General features: G+C 62.1%; 26 protein-coding genes and 1 tRNA gene. 9 read left to right on the top strand and 18 right to left on the bottom strand.

Features of this window, described 5'->3' with window-relative positions; translation table 11 throughout:
* Positions 1-22 precede the first annotated feature (22 nt).
* From NKI99_RS09225 to NKI99_RS09250, 6 genes are all read right to left on the bottom strand, one after another.
* A complete protein-coding gene (locus tag NKI99_RS09225) occupies positions 23-883 on the bottom strand; it encodes a triphosphoribosyl-dephospho-CoA synthase (protein WP_352552643.1) in 861 nt (286 codons plus the stop codon).
* An 11-nt stretch (positions 884-894) separates the two neighbouring features.
* Positions 895-1,842 (bottom strand): ATP-grasp domain-containing protein, encoded by a 948-nt coding sequence (locus NKI99_RS09230; RefSeq protein WP_352610620.1) that lies wholly within the window; start codon positions 1,840-1,842, stop codon positions 895-897.
* 135 nt (positions 1,843-1,977) lie between these two features.
* Entirely contained in the window at positions 1,978-2,934 is a 957-nt protein-coding gene (mch, locus tag NKI99_RS09235) for a methenyltetrahydromethanopterin cyclohydrolase (RefSeq protein WP_352440197.1), read from the bottom strand.
* Entirely contained in the window at positions 2,931-4,025 is a 1,095-nt protein-coding gene (locus NKI99_RS09240) for an ATP-grasp domain-containing protein (RefSeq protein WP_352610622.1), read from the bottom strand. Before NKI99_RS09240 ends, mch begins: the two co-directional genes overlap by 4 nt.
* A gap of 13 nt (positions 4,026-4,038) precedes the next feature.
* Positions 4,039-4,932 (bottom strand): NAD(P)-dependent methylenetetrahydromethanopterin dehydrogenase, encoded by an 894-nt coding sequence (locus NKI99_RS09245; protein ID WP_352610624.1) that lies wholly within the window; start codon positions 4,930-4,932, stop codon positions 4,039-4,041.
* A gap of 29 nt (positions 4,933-4,961) precedes the next feature.
* Positions 4,962-5,933, bottom strand: coding sequence for a beta-ribofuranosylaminobenzene 5'-phosphate synthase family protein (locus NKI99_RS09250; protein ID WP_128303333.1), 972 nt, complete (start codon positions 5,931-5,933; stop codon positions 4,962-4,964).
* Positions 5,934-6,088: 155 nt separating this feature from the next.
* On the opposite strand from NKI99_RS09250, the gene NKI99_RS09255 reads away from it, so the two are divergent.
* The 6 genes from NKI99_RS09255 to fghA all read left to right on the top strand — a co-directional run bounded on the left by NKI99_RS09255 (position 6,089) and on the right by fghA (position 11,932).
* A complete protein-coding gene (locus tag NKI99_RS09255; protein WP_013532029.1) occupies positions 6,089-6,469 on the top strand; it encodes a 4a-hydroxytetrahydrobiopterin dehydratase in 381 nt (126 codons plus the stop codon).
* A 117-nt stretch (positions 6,470-6,586) separates the two neighbouring features.
* Complete coding sequence (locus NKI99_RS09260) at positions 6,587-7,675, top strand: tungsten formylmethanofuran dehydrogenase (protein WP_352610626.1); 1,089 nt, start codon at positions 6,587-6,589, stop codon at positions 7,673-7,675.
* Positions 7,669-9,300 carry a formylmethanofuran dehydrogenase subunit A gene (locus NKI99_RS09265; protein WP_352552633.1) on the top strand — a complete coding sequence of 544 codons (1,632 nt, stop codon included), beginning with the start codon at positions 7,669-7,671 and terminating at the stop codon, positions 9,298-9,300. The genes NKI99_RS09260 and NKI99_RS09265 overlap by 7 nt, the downstream gene beginning before the upstream one ends.
* Positions 9,288-10,196 carry a formylmethanofuran--tetrahydromethanopterin N-formyltransferase gene (gene fhcD / locus NKI99_RS09270; protein WP_352610628.1) on the top strand — a complete coding sequence of 303 codons (909 nt, stop codon included), beginning with the start codon at positions 9,288-9,290 and terminating at the stop codon, positions 10,194-10,196. The genes NKI99_RS09265 and fhcD overlap by 13 nt, the downstream gene beginning before the upstream one ends.
* Positions 10,193-11,002: a formylmethanofuran dehydrogenase subunit C gene (locus NKI99_RS09275; protein ID WP_352610630.1), complete on the top strand. Its 810-nt coding sequence runs from the start codon at positions 10,193-10,195 to the stop codon at positions 11,000-11,002. Before fhcD ends, NKI99_RS09275 begins: the two co-directional genes overlap by 4 nt.
* A 99-nt stretch (positions 11,003-11,101) precedes the next feature.
* Complete coding sequence (gene fghA, locus NKI99_RS09280) at positions 11,102-11,932, top strand: S-formylglutathione hydrolase (RefSeq protein ID WP_352610632.1); 831 nt, start codon at positions 11,102-11,104, stop codon at positions 11,930-11,932.
* A gap of 330 nt (positions 11,933-12,262) precedes the next feature.
* Here fghA and NKI99_RS09285 read toward each other — a convergent pair whose 3' ends face one another.
* The 8 genes from NKI99_RS09285 to NKI99_RS09320 all read right to left on the bottom strand — a co-directional run bounded on the left by NKI99_RS09285 (position 12,263) and on the right by NKI99_RS09320 (position 20,492).
* Complete coding sequence (locus tag NKI99_RS09285) at positions 12,263-12,469, bottom strand: type II toxin-antitoxin system HicB family antitoxin (RefSeq protein ID WP_127293307.1); 207 nt, start codon at positions 12,467-12,469, stop codon at positions 12,263-12,265.
* Between the two features lie 4 nt (positions 12,470-12,473).
* Positions 12,474-12,674, bottom strand: coding sequence for a type II toxin-antitoxin system HicA family toxin (locus NKI99_RS09290; protein ID WP_023810432.1), 201 nt, complete (start codon positions 12,672-12,674; stop codon positions 12,474-12,476).
* Positions 12,675-12,680: 6 nt separating this feature from the next.
* Positions 12,681-16,457 (bottom strand): vitamin B12-dependent ribonucleotide reductase, encoded by a 3,777-nt coding sequence (locus NKI99_RS09295; protein WP_352610634.1) that lies wholly within the window; start codon positions 16,455-16,457, stop codon positions 12,681-12,683.
* Positions 16,458-17,056: 599 nt separating this feature from the next.
* Positions 17,057-17,368: a PilZ domain-containing protein gene (locus tag NKI99_RS09300; RefSeq protein WP_023810434.1), complete on the bottom strand. Its 312-nt coding sequence runs from the start codon at positions 17,366-17,368 to the stop codon at positions 17,057-17,059.
* A gap of 132 nt (positions 17,369-17,500) precedes the next feature.
* A complete protein-coding gene (locus NKI99_RS09305; protein WP_023810435.1) occupies positions 17,501-17,989 on the bottom strand; it encodes an NUDIX hydrolase in 489 nt (162 codons plus the stop codon).
* A 211-nt stretch (positions 17,990-18,200) separates the two neighbouring features.
* Positions 18,201-18,701 (bottom strand): xanthine phosphoribosyltransferase, encoded by a 501-nt coding sequence (gpt, locus tag NKI99_RS09310; protein WP_352610636.1) that lies wholly within the window; start codon positions 18,699-18,701, stop codon positions 18,201-18,203.
* Positions 18,702-18,833: 132 nt separating this feature from the next.
* The gene (locus NKI99_RS09315) at positions 18,834-19,667 is read right to left on the bottom strand and encodes a universal stress protein (protein ID WP_352610638.1); all 834 of its coding nucleotides are present in this window, start codon (positions 19,665-19,667) and stop codon (positions 18,834-18,836) included.
* Between the two features lie 81 nt (positions 19,668-19,748).
* Positions 19,749-20,492 carry a competence/damage-inducible protein A gene (locus tag NKI99_RS09320; protein ID WP_352610640.1) on the bottom strand — a complete coding sequence of 248 codons (744 nt, stop codon included), beginning with the start codon at positions 20,490-20,492 and terminating at the stop codon, positions 19,749-19,751.
* Between the two features lie 304 nt (positions 20,493-20,796).
* Here NKI99_RS09320 and NKI99_RS09325 point away from each other — a divergent pair, with 304 nt between their 5' ends.
* Complete coding sequence (locus NKI99_RS09325; RefSeq protein ID WP_352610642.1) at positions 20,797-21,078, top strand: hypothetical protein; 282 nt, start codon at positions 20,797-20,799, stop codon at positions 21,076-21,078.
* Positions 21,079-21,237: 159 nt separating this feature from the next.
* Here NKI99_RS09325 and NKI99_RS09330 read toward each other — a convergent pair whose 3' ends face one another.
* The 3 genes from NKI99_RS09330 to NKI99_RS09340 all read right to left on the bottom strand — a co-directional run bounded on the left by NKI99_RS09330 (position 21,238) and on the right by NKI99_RS09340 (position 23,145).
* Complete coding sequence (locus NKI99_RS09330; RefSeq protein ID WP_013532013.1) at positions 21,238-21,477, bottom strand: DUF2188 domain-containing protein; 240 nt, start codon at positions 21,475-21,477, stop codon at positions 21,238-21,240.
* A 30-nt stretch (positions 21,478-21,507) separates the two neighbouring features.
* Positions 21,508-21,786 carry a DUF982 domain-containing protein gene (locus tag NKI99_RS09335; RefSeq protein ID WP_013532012.1) on the bottom strand — a complete coding sequence of 93 codons (279 nt, stop codon included), beginning with the start codon at positions 21,784-21,786 and terminating at the stop codon, positions 21,508-21,510.
* Positions 21,787-22,041: 255 nt separating this feature from the next.
* The gene (locus NKI99_RS09340; RefSeq protein WP_128303343.1) at positions 22,042-23,145 is read right to left on the bottom strand and encodes an NADH:flavin oxidoreductase/NADH oxidase; all 1,104 of its coding nucleotides are present in this window, start codon (positions 23,143-23,145) and stop codon (positions 22,042-22,044) included.
* A 225-nt stretch (positions 23,146-23,370) separates the two neighbouring features.
* Between NKI99_RS09340 and NKI99_RS09345 the strand changes: the two genes are divergently transcribed.
* Entirely contained in the window at positions 23,371-23,949 is a 579-nt protein-coding gene (locus NKI99_RS09345) for an NUDIX domain-containing protein (RefSeq protein ID WP_352555253.1), read from the top strand.
* Positions 23,950-23,993: 44 nt separating this feature from the next.
* Here NKI99_RS09345 and NKI99_RS09350 read toward each other — a convergent pair.
* Positions 23,994-24,078 (bottom strand) — tRNA-Leu (locus tag NKI99_RS09350).
* Positions 24,079-24,451: 373 nt separating this feature from the next.
* On the opposite strand from NKI99_RS09350, the gene tig reads away from it, so the two are divergent.
* Positions 24,452-25,918 carry a trigger factor gene (tig, locus tag NKI99_RS09355; RefSeq protein WP_352610643.1) on the top strand — a complete coding sequence of 489 codons (1,467 nt, stop codon included), beginning with the start codon at positions 24,452-24,454 and terminating at the stop codon, positions 25,916-25,918.
* The last annotated feature ends 121 nt before the right edge of the window (positions 25,919-26,039 follow it).

A 26,039-nucleotide genomic window follows, 5' to 3' on the forward strand; every position in this document is an offset into this window, starting at 1 on the left:
GCACAGCTTCCACTTTTGGAAGTCAAGCACCAACGCCGCGATTATGCAAGGTGAGGGCGAGGGTGTGGACTAAAAGAGTAGCCACGGTGAGGTCGGCCGAGGTGCCGGGATTGATGTTGTCGGTCTTTAACCGGCGGTCGAACTCCATGAGCAGGCGAATGCGCGACGGTTCGTCGCCCTCCGCATGGAGCGCCGCCTGAACGGCAACGGCTTCCTGCCGCGCCTGATTTGCGACGTCAACGCCGTGCTTGCGCATCACATGGCTGTCGGGGAAGTCGGCGAAAAACGCCATGTAGACGAATACCGTCGGCCACATGCCGGTTTCTCCACGTGCCAACGCTCCATCCAGCGCGGCGAGCCCGACCCCGAACACGTCGCCGAAACAGCTGCCGTACTGGCGGGCGATCATGTCCCGGTCGGTGGCCTCCCGCATCGCGTCCAGCAAATGGATCTTCGGCTCCTGCCGCACATCGTTGGCGGCTTCTCCGAGGCCGCCTGGCGCGGCCGTGACGATCGCCTCGAACACCGCCTTGGTATCCTGCACGCTCAAAGCCCGAAGCAGCGAGTCGAGATTGTCCTGCAGTCTGTCACCGCTCATTTCGGCGGCGCATATCAGTGGCCCTGTCAGAAGGATGATTCCGAGATTGGTATTGGTTGCGACCGCCAGTCGGGTCGCGCGCACCGCCTCCAGCATGCGCTGTCCGACCGGCAGACGAGGATCGGTCAGCGGCCCGGAAGAAACCTCCGCACTCATCATGAATTGAGCGGCCGACATGCCGTGTCCGTCGGCGAACAGATGGACGTTGCCCGGTTTGAGGGCTTCGATCTCCATCCTGCAGGCATCCTTGTAGCTGGCCCGGAGGCGTTCACGCGATAGCGCCATCCTACGGGCCCTCACGAATTCGCAGGCGCGGCGAAACGGTAGGGCCGCGGCGCGGCGGCCGCTTCGGCGCGGTCGGCCAGGAGTTTCAGCAAGGCATCGGCGATTGCTTCGGCGATGTTCACGGCGACCACCGATTGCAATCCCGACCAGGCGGGCATGCTGTTCACTTCGAGTATGAACAGATTGCCGTCGTCAGCCCGCACGATGTCCACGCCGGCAAAATCCGCGCCGACCGCAGCTGACGCGGCGACAGCCAGCGAGGCCAGTTCCGCCTTGCCATGTTCGGAAACCTGTTCCGGCACGCCGCCCCTGTTGACGTTCGTGATCCAGTCGTCGCTGATGCGGCTCATCATCGCCACGGTCTCGCCGGCGCAGACAAAGACGCGAAAATCCCGGAAAGGCGGACCGGCACGCGACACATATTGCTGAAGGTAGTAGACGCTGTTCACCTCTTCTGCGGCCGGCAGGTCCGAGAGCGTGCGGATCAGCTTTATCCCGCGGCCTTGCGCCCCGAACAATGGTTTCAGCACCAGCGGTCCCCGCGGAAGCTCTTGCGCCGCGATCTCCTCGGCGACGGCAAGTCCTTCTACGGCAAAGGTGCGTGGCGTAGGCAGGCCGGCATTTTTCAAGAGGAATGTCGTCATCGACTTGTCGACGCAGCGCTCGATCGCCTGCGCGGAATTCCACACGGGAACCGACAGTCTGCTTAACGCGTGCAGCACGCCGAGGCGCCGGGTAATCGCTTCGAACGATCCAGCGGCGATCGAACGGACGAGCACGGCGTCGGGCAGCGTGCCGCCGAAGCCAGGGATCGAAAGCCCGCTCGGGCTGCCGGTGTCGAATGCGATAGCCGCCAGCGGCGCGGCTGCAACGGCGGCGCCCCGCCGACCAAGCCCTACCGCCAGGCCGTTGGAGCCGGTGTCCACTTTGTCGCTGACGATCAGGATGCGAGGGATCATGTGGCCTCTCGGGTGCGGGAATGTCGGCGGCGCGAGCGATTCCACGCCCTCATTGCCGCGTCCGCGGCAGGGCTGCACGAAATGCAGTCGTCGGGCAGGCGAATGACGGACGAATCCCTTTGCACCGCCATCCTCTTAGCCGAGACTCCGTTCGAGCATCTTCAGATCACGCCCACCGGCGCGAAACGTATCGCCGGTTTCGATCGCTGTCACGATCACTTCGGCCGGGCTGAACAGCAGCGGGTCGATGGCATAGAAATCGCCCTTGAACCGCGTGAAGATCTCGGCGAAGGGTTGGCCGTAGTCCCGTGAGGCGCTGCTTGGGAGTTTTTCCGCGAGTTTGCCAGCTTCTTTCGCCGATCCTTTCACGAAGAGCTGGACGCTGCCGCCATAGATGATGGCATCGTTGGTTCGGCCCATGGCGGTCAGGAAATCCGGATGGGGGGCGGGGATCGGAGCCGTTCCGATGCCATCGACAACGTTCTCCAGCGGGAATTTGAGATCGTTGATCTTGTGCAGGGCAACCTCGAGCGCGCGCGCAACGATCTGCACGCCGCCGGCAAGGCTTTGTGTCGGCGCATAGAGGAAGGTGAGCTTTTCCGTCGCCAGTCCAGTTGCCTTGCCCACTTTCTCAACGATCGCGCGGGGAGGCGGTTCGGCCGTCTCCAGGATAAGCACCGCGGACGATGCGATGTCGCGATAGGAAAGTGTTTCGAACAGCGGTTCGACCCGGGCGAGTGCCCGCGCCGGTCCAGATCCCATGGCGAAATAGTCCTGGCCAGACAGGTTCCAGCCCGCATACTGGCTGCCCAGGCAGGCTAGCACCGGCTGCGAAGATCGCGCTTCGACGGTGAACGGCCATTGCTGTGAAGCGCGATCCATGAACACCGAAACGCTGCCGAGACCGCCCATCGCGGCCTCAGCCATGCGCAGCCCGGCTTCGACGCTGCCGACGGTCTTGGCGCCGGCATCGATCAGGCGCTCGCCCAATGGCCCCGTGGAGACGACGATACGCAGGCGTTCGGCGTCGCCGATCATGCCGTCAACGATGCGCTGTGCATTGTCGTTCAGGAATGCCGAACCGTCTTTCATGTCCGGTCTCCTTCCCATTGGAGTTGCAATTGACTGGCTTGTCCCTTGATGAGCCGCTTGGTCGATTGGACGCTCGGACCGCGTGCGAAGACCGTGCAGACAGGGTCGCCGGCAATCAGACGGGTGCCAGCCGACTGCTGGTCCGCTGTCCATTCAGGCCAGGCGATCGACGGAAAGTGAGTGATTGGCGTCGCGGCGTAAGTCACCATCGACGCCATCGAATCGACGAAGCGCGGCAAGCGGAAGACCTGACCCGTCGCGGCGCGCAGATGCGCTTCGATCAATGGCGCTTCGACATCGTCGAAAATGTCGAGGGTGGCGCCCGGCCTCGGATTGATCTCGATGAACTTGTAGCCATCCGGCCCGCGGATGAGATCGGCGCTGCACAATCCAACCAGGCCGGCGCGCCGCGTCAGACTTGAGAGCCAACCGCCGATGAGCGCCGCCTGTCTGCGATCGAAGCGTCTCAACCGCACGGCGCCGCCATAGCGATAGGGCGCTGTCGGGGAGGGGGACGTCCACTGTTGGCTGAAGCCCACGATGTGCGCGGTTTGCCCGTTGCCGACGAACAGGGCCGAGATGCTGCGTCCGGCAACGAAGCGCTGGAAATAGCGGCCGGCGGTCGGGCTTTCTCCGGCTGCTCGTCTGACGTGCCCGCCGCCGGCGCCGCCCGCGGTCTTGACCACCCAGTTCTCCGGATCAGGCGGCTGGTCCCATCGCAATTGCGGATGCGGGATGCCGAGTTCGGTGCAATCATCAGCCAGCAACTGCGGATCCTTGATCCTGCGGATCGCGCCGCCGCCATTGCCTGCGAGCGGAAAGTGTCGCGCGATCTTGTCCACGGTCTCAGGCATCCGCTCAAACCCAGAGCCCAGGATAATGGCGACCGGGAGGTCGTCGCCAGCCAATCGCCGAAGCGTGTCAATGATGCGCTCGCCATCGACGCCCCCCTGCAGGTCGCCCGGCAATATCGTCGCGCGTTCTGCGAGCGCGACGGTGTCCGTATCGCAAAAGAAATCGGCGACCAGCGGACGATAACCGGCGCGACGCGCGGCGGCGGCCAGCGCCCGGCCTGAAATTGCCGCGATCAAAAGAGATCCGGCGTTACTTGGCAATCTCGCGTGCAAGGGAAAACGCTTCCTGAAAATCGAGCGTGATCGTCTTTTCGGATTCGATCATTCTTTTGAAGAGACCGAATTCGACCTTATATTTGACATTGCCAATGGCAAGCGGACCAATGCCGACAGCTTTTGCCGTTTCGAGTGGATCACCATTGGCATTGACGGCCAATCCTTCGATGCCGGCCGGGGGAACAGCATTGACGTCGGCCGCAATAAGCAGGTCATTGCCTTTCAATTGGGCTTTGGAGACCACTTGGACGCCGGCTTTAGCGCAAGCCAGGATAATTTCGTTTGCCTCGGCCAGCTTTGTCTTGCGGGCGTCGCTCGATCCGTCAGCGGCATCGACGATGATGTTGAATCTGCTTTCGATCTCGGCCGCGATCTGCTTGACCCTTTCAATGCCGTCATGGCCGACAAGTGTGACCCGTGCACCTTCCTCTGCCGCGATGACGGCGGTGCAGAAGCCGACGACGCCGGTGGCGCCGAAAACAGCCACCCTCGTATCCCTGAGCCCACGCTGGAATTTCTTCTCCAGCGCCTTTTCGACCTTGGCCACCATCGCCGCGGCCGTGGTGAACGAGCCGGCCGGATCGGCAAATACCGAAACCTGGAAAGGCGGCACCATCGCCTTCTTCGCGGCGTCGAACATGTCGAGCGCCAACGAGGCATCCTTCCCGGCGATGAAGATGCCGGTGTCGACACCCGCATCCGGCGGGCGCGAAAAGATCGCGTCCTGGACCAGGCCTGTCACTTCGGCGAGGCTTACATCGACATAGGGGACGACGGCGTCGAAACCTGCGTCGAGCGCCATATTCACGTCGAAGGGGCTCATCTGCTTCAACGGTGTCAGCATGTGCAGGATGTGTTTGCGGGCCATTTCTTGCCTTTCTGCCTGAAACGGGAGCGTCAGCTGCCGACGAGATTCAGCCTGGTTGAGCTGATCTTCGCGCCGGAGTTCCTGCCCTTGACGATCTTGATCTCAAGGCCGTCTCCAACTTTCGTCTTCCGAACCGCGTCGACGAACTTGAGTGCGGCGTCATGCGATGGCGCGAAGGCAAAGCCTGTCGGCCCCCAGGAACTCTGGCCGATGCCGACGGCGCCTGCTTCATTGAGACGGTGGGCCGCCATCTCGACCCCCTTCGAGGTGAACACGCCGCCCTGCGCCGGGGCGAAATGGCTGCCGATCAGCATCTGTATCGCGGTGACGGCGGCGCCGAATGCCGGAAGGTCCCGCTCGACCAGAGCCGGCATAATGCCCATCAGCACCCTCCGGCAGATCTCCCCGCTGCCTGCCGTTGGGAATGGCGGCAGCGAACGAAACGCCGCGACCTCGGCAGCGCCATGCAGTCCATGCCCGGAATGGTCGAGGATGAGGATGACGCGCCACTCTTCCGGAAACGGCAGCCGCGCGACGACCGGAGGCGTTCCGCCGCGGTCGTTCTTGCCGGCGTCGACTATGACGCCGCCGTCTTCGAAACTTGCGATGCCGATGCCGGATCGGCCGCCCCGCTCGAGCAGGCTGGCGTCGCCGACGATATCCAGAGGCAAATTATGGAGAGTGCGCAATGCCGAGGCGACGGCAAGGGCGATCTGCGTGCCGGACCCCAGACCCGCATGACTGGGGATCGACTGCTCGACCACCAGATGGTGCTGGCCGCGAATGCCGAGATGCTTGCAGAGCGTCGACAGATGCTCGCTGGCGCGGGTGCTCTCGGAGTCTTCGACGATGGTCTCGCCGGACCGCGACAGGGTGACGACGGTTTCGGGTTCGCTCAATGGAAGCCCGACGCTGCCGAACCGCCGTCCGGCATCGCCATTGAGATCAAGGAAGCCAAGGTGCAGGCGAGCGGGCACTCGTATGGTAACAGAATTCGACATCTGCCCCCCGATGGGTGCATCATGGATGCATCATGGAAGTTTAGGTGCCCGGTACCATGATAACTGTTTTCGTCGATGGGGCAAGCCAAAGAGAATGCATCACGTGTTTGCCGGCTCCGGCGCATAGACAGACCGAGCAATTCGCGGAGGTCGAGATGAACGAGACAGTCAAGGAAAAGGTCTATTCGGAAGCCGAGATCGCCGATCGGCTTGAGAAGGAGCTGCCGAAATGGCGTTACGAAAACGGCTGGATCCGGCGCAAATACAAGACCCACAGCTGGAAATCGACGCTCATGGTCATCAACACGGTTGGCCATCTCGCCGAGGCGGCGTGGCACCATCCCGATATCACCGCCTCCTATGCCTGGGTCGAGGTGCGCCTGACGAACCACGCGGCGAAAGGCATTACCGACAAGGATTTCGAGTTGGCGAAAAAGATCGAGGATGTTGTTCAGTGGCAGCCGGCCAAGGAAGGCGGGGCGCTGGAAGGCACTCCGCTGACCGATCAACGCTTCGCTTACGTCAAATATGACTAAGCAGGGTCGGAATTTGTTGACGCGTATGAAAACATTCGCTGATCCGCTGCAAGGTGGGGTTCACGGCCAATCCAGTTTCGTCTAGGATCGGGCCGGCACCAGAAAGTAGTTTAGCGAATGGCGGTTGCTTGGATCGGCAACCGGGAAGCGCTGATTGAGCACGCGGCTGCGCATGCCGCGTCGCTATTGTCGTCAAGTCGGTGCCCGGTTTTCAGCTTTGATACGGATATAGACGGCACCAGGGTGGCGATCGCGCTGGCCGAGCGGGCTGGCGCGGCATACGACCATGCCGATGGCGCGGCACTTGCCCGAGAGACCGCGCTTTTTACGGACAAGGGGGCAATGACCGTCGCCCCCGGTGAGACGCGCCGGCGTGCCGATGTCGTGGTGATCGTGGGCGAGCTCCCGCGGATCCATCATGGTCTTGTTGGCGAACTCGCTGGGACGGTTCCCGACCTCTCGACCGGGAACCAGCGCGCGTTCTTCGTGGTAGGTCCAAACGGGATGTCCGTGCCGCCGCTGAACGGCGGGCGCAAGGCAACGCAACTTTCCTGTGGCCAAGCCAGCCTCGCCGCCACGCTGGCGGCACTGCGGGCACAGTACAAAGGGCAGCGTACATCGCAACCGGTGTCGAATTTCAATGATTTCGCCAAAGCTCTGGCGGCCGCGCATTTCCCCGTGTTCCTGTTTTCAGGCCACGCCGCCGAAGGCTTGGCATTGGAGATGCTGCAAGGACTGATCGCCGATCTCAATCGCAAATCGCGCGCATCCGGCCTTCATCTGCCGGCGAACGAAAACGGCTGGGGAAGCACGCTCGCCTCGGCCTGGATGACAGGTTTTCCACTGCGCACCGGCTTTGCGCGCGGCTTCCCGGAATTCGATCCCTGGCGCTGCGATGTGGCGCGCATGATCGCTGCCGGCGAAGCCGACCTGCACCTGCGGATCTCCGCCACAACGGCTCAACCGAAGGAAAAAAAGCGCCGCATCGCGCTGATTGCGTTGACGAAAACGCAAGAGCCGGTTGCCGGCGCCGCGGTCACCATCGCCATCGGCGAGGCTGGGGTCGATCACGATGCGGTTGTCTACTCCAGCCGCACGGGCTCGCTCAGGTCGATCGATGCGCAAGCGGCCTCGCAATTGCCCTCCGCCGCGACGATCATCCGCCTGATCGCTACCCATGCTTTCGCCGAGGCACTGCCATGCTGACGAAAATCGCCGGCGGCGACATCATCGATCCCGTCAACGGCCGTCTCGGCAAAGGCGACCTCTGGATCAAGGACGACAAGATCGTTCCGGCGCCGGCGGGAGGGGCGGCCGACCGGATCATCGAAGCCAGCGGCTGCATCGTGATGGCTGGCGCCATCGACATCCACTCCCACATTGGCGGCGGCAATGTGAACACCGCGCGGCTGCTCTTGCCCGAACAGCACGCCGCCCATCAGCCGCGGCCAGCAATGACGCCGCTCTCCAATGCCGGCTGGTCGACGTTCCAGACCGGCTGCCTCTACGCAAAGATGGGCTTTACGACGGTGGTCGAGCCGGCGATGTCGCCGGGAGCGGCGCTTCACACGCATCTCGAACTGGCTGACATCCCGATCATCGACAAAGCAACCCTCGCCATTCTCGGCAATGACGATTTCCTGTTGTCGATGATCCGCGACGACGCCCCCCGAACGATGATCGAGGACTATGTCGCCTGGACGGTCGCTTCGACGCGAGCGCTTGGGGTCAAGGTGATCAACGCCGGTGCGGCGGCCGCCTTCAAGGAGAACGTCCGCACCTTCTCGCTGGACGATGTCGTGCCTTCCTATGGCGTCAGTTCGCGCAAGATCGTCAAGACGCTGCAGGCCGCCGTCGACAGTCTTGGCCTGCCGCATCCCCTGCATGTCCATTGCAACAATCTGGGCAGCCCCGGATCGGCGGATACGGCGGCTGCGACGATTGCAGCGGCGGATGGGCTGCCGCTGCATCTCGCCCACCTCCAGTTCTATGGCTATGGCACGGAAGGAAAACGCGGGTTTTCTTCCGCCGCCGCACGGCTTGCCGAACTGGTCAACGCGACGCCGGAAGTCACCATCGATATCGGCCAGGTCATGTTCGGCCAGACGGTCACGGTCTCCTCCGACGTCATGCGGCAGTTTTCGGCGCGTGGCAGCGCGCACCCGAAAAAGACCGTCATTCATGATGGTGACGGCAATGGCGGCGGCATCGTGCCCTACAGCTATGGCAAGGACTTCTACGGCACGATGCAGTGGGCGATCGGGCTTGAGCTTTTTCTCCTGATCGACGATCCCTGGCGTGTGTTCTTCACCACTGATCATCCCAACGGTGCACCTTTTACCGCTTATCCGGCGCTGTTCGAACTGCTGATGAGCCGGGAAGCGCGCGCCGAAATGACCGCTGGACTTTCACGATCCGCCCTGGCGCTCTCTACCCTGGCCGCAATCGACCGCGAATACACGTTCGAGGAAATCGCCATCATGACGCGCGCGGCGCCGGCCAAGCTGCTCGGCTTGACGGATCGAGGCCATCTCGGCGCCGGTGCAATAGCCGACATCGCTGTCTATCGCAGGGACCGCGATATCGCGAAAATGCTCGGACAGGCGGCGTATGTTTTCAAGGATGGCGATCTCGTCGTGCAAGACGGGGAAATCATCCATTACCGCTGGGGCAAGGCATTGAGGCTCAAGCCGCCTGTCGACAAGGCAATGGTGCGACGGCTCGAGGACTATCACCAGCAGCGCTACGGCCTGTCGCTGGACTGGTTCAATTTTCCGGATTCCGCGATTGCGCGCGAACAGCCATTCGGCGAGGTGCCATGCCGAACATGAGCGTCAATGGGGTGACGATCGACGATACCTTCGCGGAAGCCTTCGGCATGCGCGCAACCGCCATCGTCATCACCGCGCCGAGCCGGAAATGGGCTCGCCAGGCGGCGATCACGATGACCGGCTTCGCCACCTCGGTGATCGGTTGCGGCTGCGAAGCGGCAATCGATCTCGACCTGCCGCCGTCGGCCACACCGGATGGCCGGCCGGGCTGCCGCGTCATGATTTTCGCGATGGGAACGGACGAATTGCAGAAACAACTGCTCAATCGTGTCGGCCAGTGCGTTTTGACCTCGCCGGGTTCCGCCTGCTTTGCCGGGCTGCAGGGCAGCGCCGAGCTCAAGCTCGGTTCGGCGCTGCGTTATTTCGGCGACGGCTGGCAAATCTCCAAGAAGATCGGCGACAGGCATTTCTGGCGTATTCCCGTCATGGATGGCGAGTTCCTGTGCGAAGCAACGACCGGACTGACGAAGGAAGCTGTCGGTGGCGGCAATTTCTTTGTCATGGCGCAAAGCAGCGCCAACGCTTTGGCCGCTGCCGAGGCCGCGGTCGGTGCGATCGGCATGGTGCCTGGCGCCATCGTGCCGTTTCCGGGCGGCATCGCCCGTTCGGGTTCCAAGATAGGTGGCAAATACAAAGGGATGATCGCCTCGGCCAACGAAGCCTATGCGCCGACGTTGCGCGGCGTCGTCGCGAGTGAACTCGGTCCCGACATCAACGCCGTCCTGGAAATCGTCATCGATGGTGAAACCAATGATGCAGTTGCCGCCGCGATGAAGGCCGGCATCAAGGCTGTCATACAGCTCGGACCGAAAAGAGGCGCGGTTCGCATCAGCGCCGGCAATTACGGCGGCAAGCTCGGAAAATTCATCTACTCGCTGAAGGATATGCTGCCATGAAGGCGCTGACCTTCACCCTGGTTGCCGAGCCGCCGGAGCGCCTTGACCTGTCGCCGCTGACGCCGGAGCGGCTGGCCGGGATCGAAAGCCGCGACGTCGAAGGAATCCAGATCGGCATGTCGAAACACGGATCGAAGGTGGGCGACATTTTTCGCGTCGCCGGCAGCGATCCGACAAACATCGTGTTCGAAGGCGGAAGCGCGCGCCTTGACCTTGTGGCGCAAGGCATGCGGGGTGGGTCGGTTCGCATCGTTGGCAATGCCGGCGCCCAGGCCGGGCGCGCTATGCGCGGCGGCAAGCTGACGATCGAAGGCAATGCGGGTCCATACGCCGGCTCCGGCATGCGCGGCGGCAGGCTTGAGATAACAGGCAATGCCGGCGACCACCTCGGTGCGCCGCTCGTGGGCGAACTGGCCGGCATGAACGGCGGTGTGTTGATTGTCAGGGGCAAGGCGGGCGCCTTCGCGGCGGACCGCATGCGGCGCGGCCTGATCGCGGTGCTGAAAGGCTCCGGCGACCTTGCCGGCAGCCGCATGATCGCCGGCACGCTGGTGGTGGCCGGTGGCACCGGCGAGATGCCCGGCTATTTGATGCGTCGCGGTTCGATCCTTCTCGATCGCGCGCCGGCACGCATGTCGCCGAGCTTCGTCGAATGCGGCGCGCCCGAGAGCGTTTTCGCCGCCATCATCGATCGTCATCTGATCGCCGAGGGCATTTTGAAACGGCCGCTTCTGGGGAGCGCACCGCGCAAATATGGCGGGGATAACGCAGTGCTCGGAATGGGCGAGGTTCTTTTTTCGCGCTGAGATCCGTCGACACAAGAACCATAGGATGGCAGGACGCAAGTGCTGCCGCTGGTTGGCAGTAGGGGGCGACCGTCATCCGACCCGCAACGTGGAGAACACATGAAAATCATCTCTCAAACGAAAGCCCATGGCGGCGTGCAGGGCGTCTATTCCCATTTGTCGACGAGTTGCCGTTGCGACATGACTTTTGCCGTTTTCATACCTCCGCAGGCGCGGGAGGCGCCTTGTCCCGTTGTGTGGTATCTCTCAGGCCTGACGTGCACCCACGCCAATGTAATGGACAAGGGCGAGTACAGGCGCATGGCCGCCGAGCTTGGCCTGATCGTCGTCTGTCCCGACACCAGCCCGCGTGGGGCCGACATTCCGGATGAAAAAGACAACTGGCAGTTCGGCTCCGGCGCCGGCTTCTATCTCGATGCGACGCAAGAGCCTTATGCGAAGAATTATCGCATGTATTCCTATGTCACCGAGGAGTTGCCGGCCCTCATCGCGGCTGAATTTCCAGCCGATATGGCGCGCCAGGCAATCTTTGGCCATTCGATGGGCGGGCATGGCGCGCTGACGATTGCCTTGAAGAATCCGCAACGTTTCAAGAGCTGCTCGGCGTTCGCCCCGATCGCCCAGCCAAGCACCGCCGGCTGGTCGAGACCGGCCTTTGAGAAGTATCTCGGCAAGGATGAGGCCTCGTGGCGAGCCTGTGACGCGACGTCGCTCATCGACGACGGATACCGTTTCCCCGAATTTCTGGTGGATCAGGGAACGTCGGATGGATTTCTTGACGACGGGCTGAGGCCCTGGCTGCTTGAGGCGGCCTGCGCCAAAGCGGGTATTCCGCTAAAATTGCGGATGCAGGATGGATATGATCACTCGTATCTTTTCATCTCCAGCTTCATGGACGACCATCTGAGATGGCATGGCGAGAGACTTTGAGCTGGGCAAGCCGAAGGCATGGCCAGATGCAAACAAGTTATTGAATTCGACGCCTTAGACCGAGGGCGCCGCGCCTGCCGCCGTCAAACGCTACACATTCAGCCCCGACGCCGCCCATGCTAAAGAACTGAAAGCAGTAGCCGACCTCAATGAAATCCCCGAGCCGCCCTGCGGCGAAATGCCTGACGGCATCCAGTATTTCGAGGTGCCCACGGGTGAGGGGCGCAAGGTGCTGTTCGTGCGGATAGGGCAGGACGAGCAGACGCTGGAGGTGTTGCCGTAGAGATAGCAGGCGGGATCAGAGCCTGATCCGATTGAGTGAATTGCCTTCTACGCCTCTACGTATTCCGCGAGGCTGACACCCTTGGGCACATCCAGCCCATCGGCTCGCAAACCTTCGATGTGAAAGCGTATTGCATCGCGAATCTCGGTTTCCACTTCAGGCACAGTGGCACCTGTCGCGATGCAGCCGGGTAGGTCCGGCACATAGGCAGAGAAATTACTTCCTGCTTTTTCAATCACCACCGCGTAACGCATGTCATCACTCCTTCAAACCTGACTGCTTGAGGATGCTGTTCAGTGTTCCCTGTGCAACCTCTTCAGACGGCTTGCCAGCCACGGTGACGCGGCCGGCTTTGACTTCATGCTTATATTGGCGATGGCTGCCCTTGGTTGCAACCAGATACCAGCCGTCGGCCTCCAGCAGGCGAATGATCTCGCGAACTGTAAGCCGAGGTGGCACTAGACCTCAACTGCACCCGCTCGTCGAGCCGCATGTATCGCATTTCTCACAAGTCCCGTTCCGCACCATGGTAAAATTCTGGCACTCGGAGCAGGAATTGCCGGTGTAGCCCTGGAGCAGCGACTTGGCGCGGCGGTCGTTGGCGAGTTTCTTGGCTTCGGCCGCCTCAACGGCCGCGGCGTCGGTGAACAAGCCTGCCGTGGCATCGGAAGCAGCGGCCTCCTCGAAGGCGATGTCCTCGGCCAGTTCCTTTGCCCGCTCCTCATAGTCGCGCTTGTAGGCGACCGCTTCGTCGCTGGCCGGTTTCAAAGCCAGCACGTTGGAGCCGGAGAAGGCGGTCGGTGCCGAGCGGGCAGGGGCGCCCGAGGGAGCCGCAAAGCCTTTCGGATCGTTGCCGCTGACGCGCGACACCAGCTTCACCGGCGAGGCGCCACGGGTCAGGCCCTTGGAGACCGCATCGGTCTTGCCTTCGCTGATGCCACGGCCAAGTGCGGTGTTGGAAAAGTCCGACTGGTCGACATGAGCGAGATCGTTGCGGCCGAGATAGGAGATCGCCAGTTCGCGGAACACGTAGTCGAGGATCGACGTCGCGCTCTTGATGGCATCGTTGCCCTGCACCATGCCGGCCGGCTCGAACTTGGTGAAGGTGAAGGCGTGCACATATTCGTCGAGTGGCACGCCATATTGCAGGCCCAGCGAGATTGCGATGGCGAAATTGTTGAGAAGGCCACGCAAGGTCGCGCCTTCCTTGTTCATGTCGATGAAGATCTCGCCGAGACGGCCATCGTCATATTCGCCGGTGCGCAGGAAGATGGTGTTGCCACCGATCTTGGCCTTCTGCGTGTAACCCTTGCGGCGGCCGGGCAGCTTTTCCTGCTCGCGCGACACGCGCTCGATGATGCGCTCGACGATCCGCTCGGTGATCTGTGCGGCACGTGCTGCCGCAGGTGCGGCGAGCAGCTGCTCGACGGCTTCATCCTCGTCGTCCTCGCCATCGGCGAGCAGTGACGAGTTGAGCGGCTGCGACAGCTTCGAGCCGTCGCGGTAGAGCGCGTTGGCCTTCAGCGCCAGCTTCCACGACAGCATGTAGGCGCCCTTGGCGTCTTCCACCGTCGCATCGTTGGGCATGTTGATGGTCTTGGAGATGGCGCCGGAAATGAAGGGCTGTGCAGCCGCCATCATCTGGATGTGGCTGTTGATCGACAGCGAACGCTTGCCGATCTTGCCGCACGGGCTGGCGCAGTCGAACACCGCCAGATGTTCGGCCTTGAGGAACGGCGCGCCTTCCAGTGTCATCGCACCGCAGACATGAATGTTGGCGGCCTCGATGTCTTTGCGGGAGAAGCCGAGCGCCGGCAGGATCTCGAACGAGAAATCGTTGAGCTGCTCGTCGGTGAAGCCGAAATTCTCCTTCACCCAGTCGGCGCCGAGCGTCCACTGGTTGAAGACGAACTTGATGTCGAAGGCCGATTTCAGCGCCGCATTGAGCGCCGCGATCTTGTCGTCGGTGAAGCCCTTGGCCTTGAGCGCGCCGGGGTTGATGGCGGGCGCCTGGTTGAGGTTGCCGTGGCCGACCGCATAGGCCTCCATCTCGGCGATCTGGGCTTCGGAGTAGCCAAGCGTGCGCAGCGCTTCCGGCACGGCGCGGTTGATGATCTTGAAATAGCCGCCGCCGGCGAGCTTCTTGAACTTCACCAGCGCGAAGTCGGGCTCGATGCCGGTGGTGTCGCAATCCATGACCAGGCCGATCGTGCCGGTCGGCGCAATCACGGTCGCCTGCGCGTTGCGGTAGCCATGCTCCTCGCCGAGTTCGATGGCGCGGTCCCAGGCGGCCTTGGCGTGGGTAGCAAGGTCCTGCTGCTTCAGGTCGGAAGCGACCAGCGGCACCGGATTGACGGCGAGCTTCTCGTAGCCCTGCTTCTCGCCATAGGCGGCACGGCGATGGTTGCGCATGACGCGCAGCATGTTCTGCGCATTGCGGTCGTAGTCGGCGAAGGCGCCGAGCTCGCCGGCCATCTCGGCCGAGGTGGCATAGGCCATGCCGGTCATGATCGCGGTGAGTGCGGCGCAGATCGCGCGGCCTTCATCGGAGTCGTAGGGAATGCCCGACGTCATCAGCAGGCCGCCGATATTGGCATAGCCGAGGCCGAGCGTGCGGTATTCGTAGGACTGCTTGGCGATCTCCTTCGACGGGAACTGCGCCATCATGACCGAGATTTCGAGAACGATGGTCCACAGCCGCACCGTGTGCTCGTAGGCTGCGATGTCGATCGTGCCGTCAGCGTTGCGGTAGGGCAGCAGATTGATCGAGGCGAGGTTGCAGGCCGTGTCGTCGAGGAACATGTACTCCGAGCACGGGTTCGACGCCCGGATCGCACCGGCCGATGCGCAGGTGTGCCAGTCGTTCATCGTGGTGTTGAAATGCAGGCCCGGATCGGCCGACGCCCAGGCGGCGTAACCGATCTTTTCCCAGAGATCCCTGGCCTTCAGCGTTTTCATCACCTTGCCGTCCTTGCGGGCGGTCAGGTGCCAGTCGGCATCGTCCTCGACGGCGCGCAGGAAATTGTCCTTCAGCGACACCGAATTGTTGGAGTTCTGGCCCGAAACCGTGAGGTAGGCATCCGAATCCCAGTCGGTGTCGTAGGTCTTGAACGACATCGAGCTATAGCCCTGCTTGGCGAACTGGATGACGCGGTAGATGTAGTTCTCCGGCACGGCGGATTTCTTGGCCGCCTTGATCTCGCGCTTCAGCGCGGAGTTGATCGACGGGTCGAAGCAGTCGTCGCCATTGCCTTCGCAGTTGACGCAGGCCTTCATGATCGCTTCGAGATGCTTCTTGACGATCTTCGAGCCGGTCACCAGCGAGGCGACCTTCTGCTCTTCATTGACCTTCCAGTCGATGAATTCCTCGATATCGGGGTGGTCGGCGTCGACAATGACCATTTTGGCGGCGCGGCGCGTGGTGCCGCCCGACTTGATGGCGCCCGCCGCACGGTCGCCGATCTTGAGGAAGCTCATCAGGCCCGACGAGCGGCCGCCGCCGGACAGTTTTTCGCCTTCGCCGCGCAACAGCGAGAAGTTGGAGCCGGTGCCGGAGCCGTATTTGAACAGGCGCGCTTCACGCACCCACAGGTCCATGATGCCGCCCTCGTTGACGAGGTCGTCCTGTACGCCCTGGATGAAGCAGGCATGCGGCTGCGGATGCTCGTAGGAGGATTTCGACTTGGTCAGCTTGCCGGTGAACGGGTCGACATAGAAGTGGCCCTGGCTCGGGCCGTCAATGCCATAGGCCCAGTGCAGGCCGGTGTTGAACCATTGCGGCGAGTTCGGCGCGACGCGCTGGGTGGCCAGCATGTAGGCAAGCTCGTCGCGGAAGGCGCGCGCGTCTTCCTCCGACGCCTTGAAGTAGCCGCCTTTCCAGCCCCAGTAAGTCCAGGTGCCGGCAAGCCGGTCGAAGACCTGGCGGGCGTCGATCTCGGAACCGTAGCGCTCGGCTTCCGGCAGCTTCGCCAGTTCCGCCTCATCGGCGACGGAGCGCCAGAGGAAGGAGGGGACGTCGTTCTCTTCGATCTTCTTCAGGCGCGCCGGCACACCGGCCTTGCGGAAATATTTCTGCGCCAGGATATCGGCGGCAACTTGGGAGAACTGCGCCGGCACGTCGATATTGTCCAAGCGGAACACCACCGAACCATCCGGATTCTTGATCTCCGAAAGCGCCTTGCGGAATTCGATCTCCGCGTAGGCAGATTGTCCTGGCTTGGTGAAACGACGCTCGATGCGCATTGGTCCGGTCCCTTTTGTCTATATATAGCGCTTTTCCCAAGGGATTTCTGCCCCCGATGCGAAACGCGCATGTCCGCCGTCTGCCGGGCGTTCGAAACGACCGGCTCTTCATTTTCGCGGTCTCCGCCGGCCCTGCTGGTCAAACTCCTTGCGAAGCATCTGTCCAACGCGCCGACGAACCCGCGGGTCCTTCAAAACTGATTTTTTCCGATTCCCTCGATCGAGGGAAATTCACACTATCTAGCGTCGAACCTACCTGCAAACACTAAATATAGTATTAACAGACAATTTATTCAAGCCCGACAATTGTCCCTATCGTCCCCAACCGCCCCACAATCCCAACGCTTCCGCCGGCCTCGTAAACAGGCGGAAATGCGAGCAAAAACGCACATAGTCCGGGAAAAAAGACCGGGCTCAGAACTTTCCGGTCGCACTCTCAACAGGAGCACATGGCCTATAAAAGGCGACTCGTTTTGCGCCGTCAAGGATTCGTTTGCGTAGCTTTTGTGACCCCAACATCTTGTGTGTCACATATGTGGATAACGGGGATAGAATGCAGGCGCGGATCACGATTTTCCGCGCGCAAGCTTGCCCGGGCGTCAGCCGTAATGCAGCCGGGGTTTTGGCTCGGTGCCGGTGAACTGCACCCCGATACGGTCGTTGCGTCGCCAGCGGACCTCGCAACGATAGGCAATGCCGTCGAGCGGCACATAGAGAAGGAAGCGATCTGGGACCCGGGCTTCGAGCGGTATCTTCAGTTCGGCGCCGCCGTCGTGCTGATTGCGCAGCGTGCAGCCCACTTCCGAATTCGAAATTCCGGTGATGATCGACCCGCCCTTGAGCACGCGCGGACGACGCTCGCGCTGGGGCTCGTCGGACTCGTTTGGAATTGGATTTGCGGGATTCGCCATCGATCAAAAATACCAGAGCTGCCGAATCCTATCCTTGATTCCTTAGCAAAGCATTCATGTCGATACGCGGCAACGCATGTCCAGCCCTTGCAAGCCAGTCCCGTTTTGCAAAGAGCGCGGTGTGGCCGCCCGTCAGGAGAAGCTGTGCGGGTCGGCGCAGAAATAGGCGATGATCTGGCAAAGGTCGGGTTCGTTGACCATGCGCACCGCTTCGCTTGCGCGGACCCATTTGCGGGTGCGTGAGTGTTTTTCCTTCCAGCGGTCCGCGACTTTGTCGACATGCAGCGGAAACACCAGGACCTCGCACGGCACTTCTTCGCCGGAAGCCAGTACCTTGGCGTAGAAGTAACGGCCGGCTTCAAGATGAGAGACACGACCGCGCAGCCCGGCCTCCTCGCCGGCTTCGCGCGCCGCGGCCTCGCAGAGCGGCTCCCTGGCCTCGGGCCAGCCCTTGGGCAACACCCATCGACCCGTATCGCGGCTGGTGATCAGCATGATCTCGACGCCGTCTCCCGTGTCGCGCCAAGGCAGGGCGGCAACCTGCAGGCGGCACGGCGCCGTGCCGAAGAGCCGTCGGACCCTTTCGGCCAGATGATTGTGTGTCGTTGGCCTCGTCAACATCGAAGAAGCTAGCCCCAGCCTCCGGAATCGTTTGCCGTCTCACGAATCTTACGGCTAATTGTCGGCAATAAAAGTAAAAAATTTCATTCGCCTGGCCGATTTCCGCCGATAGACGTCGATTTCACAAAATATCCGGCCCTGCCGGACCTGTTTGCGAAAGCAAATCATCCCCAGTGCAAGCTGCCGGTCTGTAACAGGCAGGTAGTTCGAATCAGCCCGCGTGGTCGTCGGCGATCGGCTTCTGGTAGGTGAAGCCCATGTCCCACGGGAAATAGATCCAGGTGTCCTGGCTGACTTCGGTGACGAAAGTATCGACCAGCGGCCGGCCTTTCGGCTTGGCGTAGACGGTGGCGAAATGCGCCTTGGGCATCATCGCGCGCACGATGCCCGCCGTCTTGCCGGTGTCGGTCAGGTCGTCGATGATCAGCACGCCGGCGCCGTCTTCGTCGAGCAGGGCAGGGGTGATCTCCTTGAGGACCTGCAACTGCCCCTGGCTGGTATAGTCGTGATAGGAGGCGACGCAGACCGTCTCGATGACGCGGATGCCGAGTTCACGCGAGATGATCGCCGCGGGCACCAGCCCGCCTCGCGTGATGCAGACGATCGCTTTCCATTGTCCCTTGTTGGCGCCGGAAAGCCGCCAGGCGAGCGCCCGGGCGTCGCGATGGAACTGGTCCCAGGAGACCGGAAAGGCTTTTTCGGGAAGGGACATGTCGCGCACTCCACAGCACGCGGGGATCGCGCGCAGGAAAACAGGGGAATGCGCGCGGAATTAGCTGGAAAGCCCCCATCTTGGCAAGAGCAAGGGCCTTGGCAAAGGCAAGGACCAGCGATCGGTGTGGACCTACCGCGACAGGAAGGCTGCCACCGGCGCGGTGCGCAGCACGCTGCGCGTCACGCCGCCGAACAGAAGCTGACGCAGCCATGAGTGGCTGTAGGCACCAAGCACCAGCAGATCGGCGCCGGTTTCCGCGATCCTGGTCTGGATGATGTCATCGACCGAACTGCCGCCCGACTGCTGCACCGAGACGCTGACGGTGGCGCCGTGGCGCGACAGCGCCGACGCGATTTCGGCGCCGGCGGCCTCCGGGCTGTCGTCGAGCGTTTCAGGAGGGTCGATAACCAATATGTCGGTCTTCTCGGCTGCGATGATGAAGGGCAGCGCGTCAAAGGCGGCGCGCGCCGCTTCCTTGCTGCCGTTCCAGGCGAGCAAGACGCGTTTGAAGGTGGTGATCAGCGGACCCTCGTGCGGCACCACCAGCACCGGCCGGCCGGCATCATAGACCAGCGTGTCTACGTCCGCGCTGGAATCTCCGCCCGTTTCGCGCTGCGCCGCTATGATCAGGTCGGCGGCCCGCACGCTCGAAATCCCGGTCAGCGCGCTGTCACCCGAAAAGCTTTCCAGGCTTCGCCACTCGAAGGAAAGACCGGAATCCTCGATATGCCTGAGAAACAGCGTCCTCAACTTCTCGGCCCGTTCCCGGTTCATGTCTGCCGAAACCTGCAGGAATTCGGTGTCGGGAAAGCCTGTGGCGGAGGTGTAGGGCACGGGAAGCGTTTCGGCGTGGATGCCGACCAGATGGCTCTGAAACCGGGTGGCGAGCGGAATGGCGCAGTCGAGCACGCGCTCGGCGTCCTGCTCGTTCTGCAGAATGGCGACGATGGTTTTGAATCGCATGACAATCCCTCGGTTTACGAGCTGGCGAACTCGTGCCGGGGAAACGTTGCAGCGTCGCGCTTTGTTCCGGCCTGGACCAGATCAGCCGGGATTGCTGGCGAAGCCGGCGACCATCGCCTCGACATCGGCGCGGGCGGCGTCCAGCGCCTCCTGGCTGCGGGCACGCACGACCAGCTCGGTCCAGAACTTGCCATCGCCATATTTCGGGTAGGAGCCGATGATCGTATCGGGATGCGCTTTCTGGATATCACCCAGCGGCCCGCCGATGAGGCCTTCGCCGAACGGGCAGGGCACGGTCGCCGACAGCATCTTCGTGCCGGCCTTCAGCGTCGGCACGACATTGTCGAGCATGGCCTGGAAAATCGATGGCACACCGGCCATGACGTGGACGTTGCCGATGCGGAAGCCAGGTGCGACCGACACCGGATTGTCGATGAGATCGGCGCCGCGCGGCATCCGCGCCATGCGCTTGCGGGCCTGCGTGTATTCGATGCCGCGCGCGGCATAGCTTGCTTCCAGCACCGCATAGGCCCGGGCATCGTATTCGCAAGGCACGCCAAAAGCCTTGGATATGGAATCGGCCGTGATGTCGTCATGCGTCGGACCGATGCCGCCGGTGGTGAACACATAGGTGTAACGACTGCGCACGGCATTCACCGCGGCGATGATCTCGTCTTCCTCGTCAGGGACGACACGCACTTCCTTCAGGTCGATGCCGATCGCCGTCATGATGTCGGCGAGATGGCCGATGTTCTTGTCCTTGGTGCGACCGGACAGAATCTCATCGCCGATGACGAGCATGGCGGCGGTCACGATTTCAGGCATGGAAGGCTCCGGCAAGGCGAGTGGTCTGAGATAGCGCGGCGCGACGGTGGCCGCAATGTCATCTTCGCGCCGCCACGGCGAGCCGATGAGGTCAAGGACCCAGGTTCGAACTGGTCGAGGGAATAGGGCACATGCCGCAATTCGTGATCCCGGAGCGAACCGCCGCATTCATCGAGCGCATCGCCGGCCGGGCTTTGCTGGTCAGGGCCTCACCTCAGCTTCACGACAATTTCAAGGAACCATTCGGCTGACTACCGGGTTTTATCAGTGTCGCACCAAGGCGGCTAAGATACGGAGTGATTCAATGGTTACAAAAATTCTCGCAGCATCTGTTCTGACGATCGGTCTCGCAACATCGGCGATGGCGCAGTCACTGGACGACAGGTATTCCAACAATCGTGACTGGTGGCTGTTCGGCAACAGCGACCAGACAACTGTCGACCCCTATACCACGGGAAGCATCAGTGACGGCTCCGGGTTGAACACCCAAGGCAATACCGGCGCAATAGGCCCATGTGCCCACAACACGCCAGGCCCGGACGCTAACGCAGGGCAAAACGTCAACGATCAGTATTGCGGCAAATAGCCAGAACGCAATTTCCGAAAAGCGCACACTGATTTTCTGGAAAGCAATGTTCGAGGGCTAGTCCGCAAGGACAGCCGCTGGCCGCTGGCGCGTCCTTTCTCCGGACGGCGCTGCGGTCGGCGCCCTGTCGGACCGCTCAACATCAAGCGCTATACCGAATTAATCTGAGACTTCTGTCTGCGGCCGGTCGCGGCCGTCGGCCAGTTCCTCGTGCCATTTGCCTTCGGCGTCCTCATATTGGATGCCATCGGTCGCTCCGGCGACCTGCTGCTCGGCCGAGGCGATTTCGGCCGCGCGCAATGCGTCCTGGTGCGTGGGGAACGTCTCGGAAAAGGTCGCTCCGACCTTATAGGCCCAGCCGCCGTCATGTTCGACGATCTTGTAAGTCAGCTTCGCCATAGAAAACCTCCGGTTGAAAGGTCCGTCTGCTCAATGCAGCCGGTCGTCGGGCAGTCTATCGTCGGGCACCAGCACTTCCGATTCCTTGGCGGCTTCAATCAGCGCCCGGCGCGCATCTGCTGTCGAACGATAACCTTCCAGCACTTTGAGGCAAGTGTCGAGGGCATCACGATGGCGCGGGCCGCGATTGAGCGGCCACACCGTCATCAGGCATTCCGCGGCCTCCTGGGCGCTGCGGATGTGGCGATATTTGCCGACGTGGCCAAGTTCGACGACGACCGGCACTTCAAAAGGTTTGTTGTCCATCATGGCCGCAACGCAAAGCAGCCAATTTGGTTGCAACCATGGCCATCAGCCTGCGCCCAAACGTCTCAGAGGCTGTTTGAAGGCTCTACACCTGCGGTCAGCGCGCAACCGGCAAGAATGCCCTGAACAGTTTCCTCCCACGCCGGCCACGCCCGCCGCAGCCTCGTCCCACCCAACAGCTTGCGGACGGAATAGCTGCGAAGCACCGTCAAACTGTCTGGAGACAGGAGGGGCGCGCGTTTCGGGAGCGCGGACCGTTCAGCCCACCGCCTTCATCCAGTGCTGCATCGTGGTCACCGAACGGGCAAGCTGCGGCGCCGGGTGGATCGTTTCGCTGAATGTCGCCGCCGCACGCCATCCCCAGCGCGGATCAGCCAGGAAGGCCCGCGCCAGCGCCACCATGTCGGCGCGGCCCTCGGTGAGGATCGCTTCGGCCTGCTTGGGGTCGTCGATCAGGCCGACGGCACGGGTCGGAATATCAGCACCCTTGCGCACCGCCTCCGCCAGATGCACCTGATAGCCGGGGCCGGTGGGCAATTTCTGCAACGGCGAATTGCCGCCGCTCGAGCAGCAGAGATAGGCAACGCCCTCGTCCTTGAGCGCTTTGGCCACTTCGATCGCGTCCGCCACGTCGAAGCCGCCATCGACCCAATCCATCACCGACAGCCGCGCGCCGAGCATCAGCTTTGGCGTAGCCTTGCGCACCGCCTTGGCGATTTCGACGGCAAGACGCATGCGGTTTTCCAGCGAGCCGCCCCAGCGGTCCGTGCGCTGGTTGGACAAGGGCGACAGGAACTGGAAGATCAAATAGCCATGCGCGGCGTGCAGTTCGATGAAATCGAAGCCGGCGCGTTCGGCCCGCCTTGCGGCTTCGGCGAAGCGTTCGATGAGCTGCAGGATCTCCTCGTCCTCCAGTGCGTGCGGCACGTTCCAGCCGGTGTCGTAGGGGATGGCCGAGGCGGAAACGGTCTGCCAGGGATCCTCGTTTGGCTGCAGTGGCCCGCCGCCTTCCCACGGCTTGCGGTTCGAAGCCTTGCGGCCGGCATGGGCGAGTTGGGAGCCGAATTTCGTGCCGGGTGCGGCGACGCGTCGTGCGGCGTTCAGTGCGCGGCGGGCGGCGGCTTCATTGTCTTCGGAATAAAGGCCGAGGCAGCCATGGGTAATACGCCCGCGCCGCTCGACATCGGTCATCTCGACTGTGACCATGCCGGCACCGGACATTGCGAGATTCATCCAGTGATGGAGATGCCAGTCACTGGCCGAGCCGTCGTCGGCGGAATACTGGCACATCGGCGCGACGGCGATGCGGTTGGGAAAGGTGAGGCCGTCGAGGGTGATCGACTGGAAAAGCGACGCTGTCATGAGAAACTCCGGGAGGGTTCGCAGCTATTTAGGCGACCGATGGCGCCTGCGCCAGACACGAGGCGGTGAAAGGGGTTCTGGACCAATCACTGACGGGATTGCCGAAATGCCGGTTCGCGGATAGGCCTCGGCAATGCATGGCGCCCAAAAGTGGCCCCGGTTTGGGAGAACGACACGCATAAAACAGGAGCATAAAGCGCGACGCGCTTTTGCATGGAGACCACGATGGAAGATCGTATTCGCGTCCGTTCGGAGGAAATCCTCTCCGACGACTGGGCCGTCCTGAAGAAGACCGTTCTCGACTACCGTCGGCGCGACGGTCAGTGGGAGACGCAAATCCGCCAGACCTATGATCGCGGCGATGGCGCGGTGATCCTGCCTTACGACCCCTTGCGTTCGACCGTGCTTCTGGTGCGCCAGTTCCGCTATCCCGCCTACGTCACCGGCCACCGCGAGCCGCTGATCGAGGCCTGTGCCGGCCTGTTGGACGAAAACGATCCCGAAACCTGCATCCGAAAGGAGGCGGAGGAAGAACTCGGCTACCGGCTGCAGAACGTCGAGCGGCTGTTTTCGCCCTATATGAGCCCCGGCAGCGTCACCGAACGTCTCTGGTTTTTCATCGCCCGTTATTCACCCGCCGACCGCATCTCGGCCGGCGGCGGCGCGCAAGAAGAGGGCGAGGACATCGAGGTCCTGGAAATGCCGCTCGACGAGGCCCTGGCCGGCATCGCCGATGGCCGTATCCTCGACGCCAAGACCATTATTCTGATCCAGCATCTGAAGCTCAATCCGATCGCTGCCTGAACCGAGCTTCGGTGGCCGCCACCCGAAGCTCGCAGAGCGAAGGGTGGTGCGGATGAAGGGACTCGAACCCCCACGCCTTTCGGCACTGGAACCTAAATCCAGGGCGTCTACCAGTTCCGCCACATCCGCATGGACCGGCAATCCCATGTGGCCATCATTCTGTCAATGTCAGAGACAAGATGTGGGTCAGCGACAAGATGTGGTCAGGCCCGAATGCTGGTTATTCGCCGGAATGCGAAGACTGTTGAAAATTGGCCTCGCCTGTGACAAAAGGCGTGTCAAATGTGACGGGACGCGACGATCCGCTTCTGCAGAATGTGATAAGAAGTAGGAAAAACAAGAACTTATTCACATTTTGGAACGCAGTTTGGGAGAGTTTGAGCCGGGTTTTCGGTCAAATCGCCAGGTTCCGTACCAAAAGCCATTCCCGGCAAGAATATACCGGCAGGCTGTGAACGGCAGAGGCCGTGGCAGTCTCATTGGTGAAAACAAAGGTTTTACGATGCAGGTCACCGAAACGCTCAACTCCGGTCTCAAGCGAGAGATCAAGATCACCGTGCCGGCCGGTGACATGGAAGCCAAGCTGATGGCGCGGCTTTCGGATGCCCGCAACAAGGTCCGCATCAACGGCTTCCGTCCCGGCAAGGTGCCGGTGCAGCACCTGCGCAAGGTTTACGGCAAGTCGTTCATGGCCGAAGTGGTCAACGAAATCCTCAACGATTCGACCCGTTCGATCATTACCGGGCGTGGTGAAAAGGCTGCCATGCAGCCCGAAGTCATCATGACCGAGGATGAGAAGGAAGCCGAGAAGATCCTGGCCGGCGGCGCCGACTTCGAATTCCGCCTCAACTACGAGATCATCCCGGCGATCGAGATCAAGGACTTTTCCGACATCAAGGTGACACGCCAGGTGTTCGACGTTCCGGATACCGAGATCGACGAGCAGGTTCAGCGCGTTGCCGAATCGGCGCGCAGCTATGAGCCGAAGACCGGCAAGGCCGCCAATGGCGACCGCGTCACCATCGACTATGTCGGCAAGATCGACGGCGAGGCCTTCAATGGCGGCGCCGGCACCGATCAGCCGCTGGTGTTGGGTTCGAAGGAATTCATCCCCGGCTTCGAGGATCAGCTGGTCGGCGCCAAGGCCGGTGACGAAAAGCAGGTCACCGTGACTTTCCCGGAAAACTACCAGGCCGCGCATCTGGCCGGCAAGGAAGCGACCTTCGACGTCACCGTCAAGGAAGTGTCCCAGCCCGGCGCGCTGGAAATCAACGACGAGACCGCCAAGAACCTCGGCCTGGAGTCGCTGGAGCGCCTGCGCGACGTCGTACGCGGCCAGATCGAGAACCAGTTCGGCGCTATGACGCGCCAGAAGGTCAAGCGCCAGCTGCTCGACCAGCTCGACGCGGCCTATTCGTTCGAGGCGCCATCGAAGCTCGTCGACGCCGAGTTCAACAACATCTGGGCGCAGGTCAATCGTGACCTGGAAGCAGCCGGACGCACCTTCGCCGACGAAGAGACGACGGAAGAAGAGGCGCGCGCCGAGTATCTGCGGCTTGCCGAGCGCCGCGTACGCCTTGGCCTGGTACTGGCTGAAATTGGCGAGAAGGCCGGCGTCACCGTATCGGACGAAGAGCTGCAGCGCGGCCTGTTCGAGCAGGTGCGCCGCTATCCGGGCAACCAGCAGCAGGAAGTCTTCGAGTTCTACCGCAACAACCCGGAAGCGTTGAACACGCTGCGGGCACCGATGTTCGAGGAAAAGGTGGTCGACCATCTGCTCGGTCAGATTTCGGTCACGGACGTCAAGGTCAGCAAGGAAGAGCTGATGGCCGACGACGAAGAGGACGAGACCGCCGTCAAGGCGAAGCCGGCGAAGAAAGCCGCCACCAAGAAGGCCGACGCCAAGAAGGCCGACGACGCGGAAGAGCCCAAGAAGAAGGCCGCGCCGAAGAAGAAGGCCGCCGAATAACACCAGCGCTCCGCTGAAACAGGAAGGCCGCCGTCGAGGCGGCCTTTTTCGTTGCCAAACTGCAACAGCCGCCATGCTTCGCGAGCGATGGCCTGTGGCGACCAAGCTTTGATCATTATCT

This window comes from Mesorhizobium sp. M0239, from assembly GCF_040321815.1.
GTDB lineage: Bacteria > Pseudomonadota > Alphaproteobacteria > Rhizobiales > Rhizobiaceae > Mesorhizobium.

Coding starts and splice junctions, on each gene's coding strand:
- NKI99_RS09225 (WP_352552643.1), bottom strand. CDS start 883: ATGGCGCTATCGCGTGAACGCCTCCGGGCCAGCTACAAGGATGCCTGC.
- NKI99_RS09230 (WP_352610620.1), bottom strand. CDS start 1,842: ATGATCCCTCGCATCCTGATCGTCAGCGACAAAGTGGACACCGGCTCC.
- mch (WP_352440197.1), bottom strand. CDS start 2,934: ATGAAAGACGGTTCGGCATTCCTGAACGACAATGCACAGCGCATCGTT.
- NKI99_RS09245 (WP_352610624.1), bottom strand. CDS start 4,932: ATGGCCCGCAAACACATCCTGCACATGCTGACACCGTTGAAGCAGATG.
- NKI99_RS09250 (WP_128303333.1), bottom strand. CDS start 5,933: ATGTCGAATTCTGTTACCATACGAGTGCCCGCTCGCCTGCACCTTGGC.
- NKI99_RS09255 (WP_013532029.1), top strand. CDS start 6,089: ATGAACGAGACAGTCAAGGAAAAGGTCTATTCGGAAGCCGAGATCGCC.
- NKI99_RS09260 (WP_352610626.1), top strand. CDS start 6,587: ATGGCGGTTGCTTGGATCGGCAACCGGGAAGCGCTGATTGAGCACGCG.
- NKI99_RS09265 (WP_352552633.1), top strand. CDS start 7,669: ATGCTGACGAAAATCGCCGGCGGCGACATCATCGATCCCGTCAACGGC.
- fhcD (WP_352610628.1), top strand. CDS start 9,288: ATGCCGAACATGAGCGTCAATGGGGTGACGATCGACGATACCTTCGCG.
- NKI99_RS09275 (WP_352610630.1), top strand. CDS start 10,193: ATGAAGGCGCTGACCTTCACCCTGGTTGCCGAGCCGCCGGAGCGCCTT.
- fghA (WP_352610632.1), top strand. CDS start 11,102: ATGAAAATCATCTCTCAAACGAAAGCCCATGGCGGCGTGCAGGGCGTC.
- NKI99_RS09285 (WP_127293307.1), bottom strand. CDS start 12,469: ATGCGTTACGCGGTGGTGATTGAAAAAGCAGGAAGTAATTTCTCTGCC.
- NKI99_RS09295 (WP_352610634.1), bottom strand. CDS start 16,457: ATGCGCATCGAGCGTCGTTTCACCAAGCCAGGACAATCTGCCTACGCG.
- NKI99_RS09300 (WP_023810434.1), bottom strand. CDS start 17,368: ATGGCGAATCCCGCAAATCCAATTCCAAACGAGTCCGACGAGCCCCAG.
- NKI99_RS09305 (WP_023810435.1), bottom strand. CDS start 17,989: ATGTTGACGAGGCCAACGACACACAATCATCTGGCCGAAAGGGTCCGA.
- gpt (WP_352610636.1), bottom strand. CDS start 18,701: ATGTCCCTTCCCGAAAAAGCCTTTCCGGTCTCCTGGGACCAGTTCCAT.
- NKI99_RS09315 (WP_352610638.1), bottom strand. CDS start 19,667: ATGCGATTCAAAACCATCGTCGCCATTCTGCAGAACGAGCAGGACGCC.
- NKI99_RS09320 (WP_352610640.1), bottom strand. CDS start 20,492: ATGCCTGAAATCGTGACCGCCGCCATGCTCGTCATCGGCGATGAGATT.
- NKI99_RS09325 (WP_352610642.1), top strand. CDS start 20,797: ATGGTTACAAAAATTCTCGCAGCATCTGTTCTGACGATCGGTCTCGCA.
- NKI99_RS09330 (WP_013532013.1), bottom strand. CDS start 21,477: ATGGCGAAGCTGACTTACAAGATCGTCGAACATGACGGCGGCTGGGCC.
- NKI99_RS09335 (WP_013532012.1), bottom strand. CDS start 21,786: ATGATGGACAACAAACCTTTTGAAGTGCCGGTCGTCGTCGAACTTGGC.
- NKI99_RS09340 (WP_128303343.1), bottom strand. CDS start 23,145: ATGACAGCGTCGCTTTTCCAGTCGATCACCCTCGACGGCCTCACCTTT.
- NKI99_RS09345 (WP_352555253.1), top strand. CDS start 23,371: ATGGAAGATCGTATTCGCGTCCGTTCGGAGGAAATCCTCTCCGACGAC.
- tig (WP_352610643.1), top strand. CDS start 24,452: ATGCAGGTCACCGAAACGCTCAACTCCGGTCTCAAGCGAGAGATCAAG.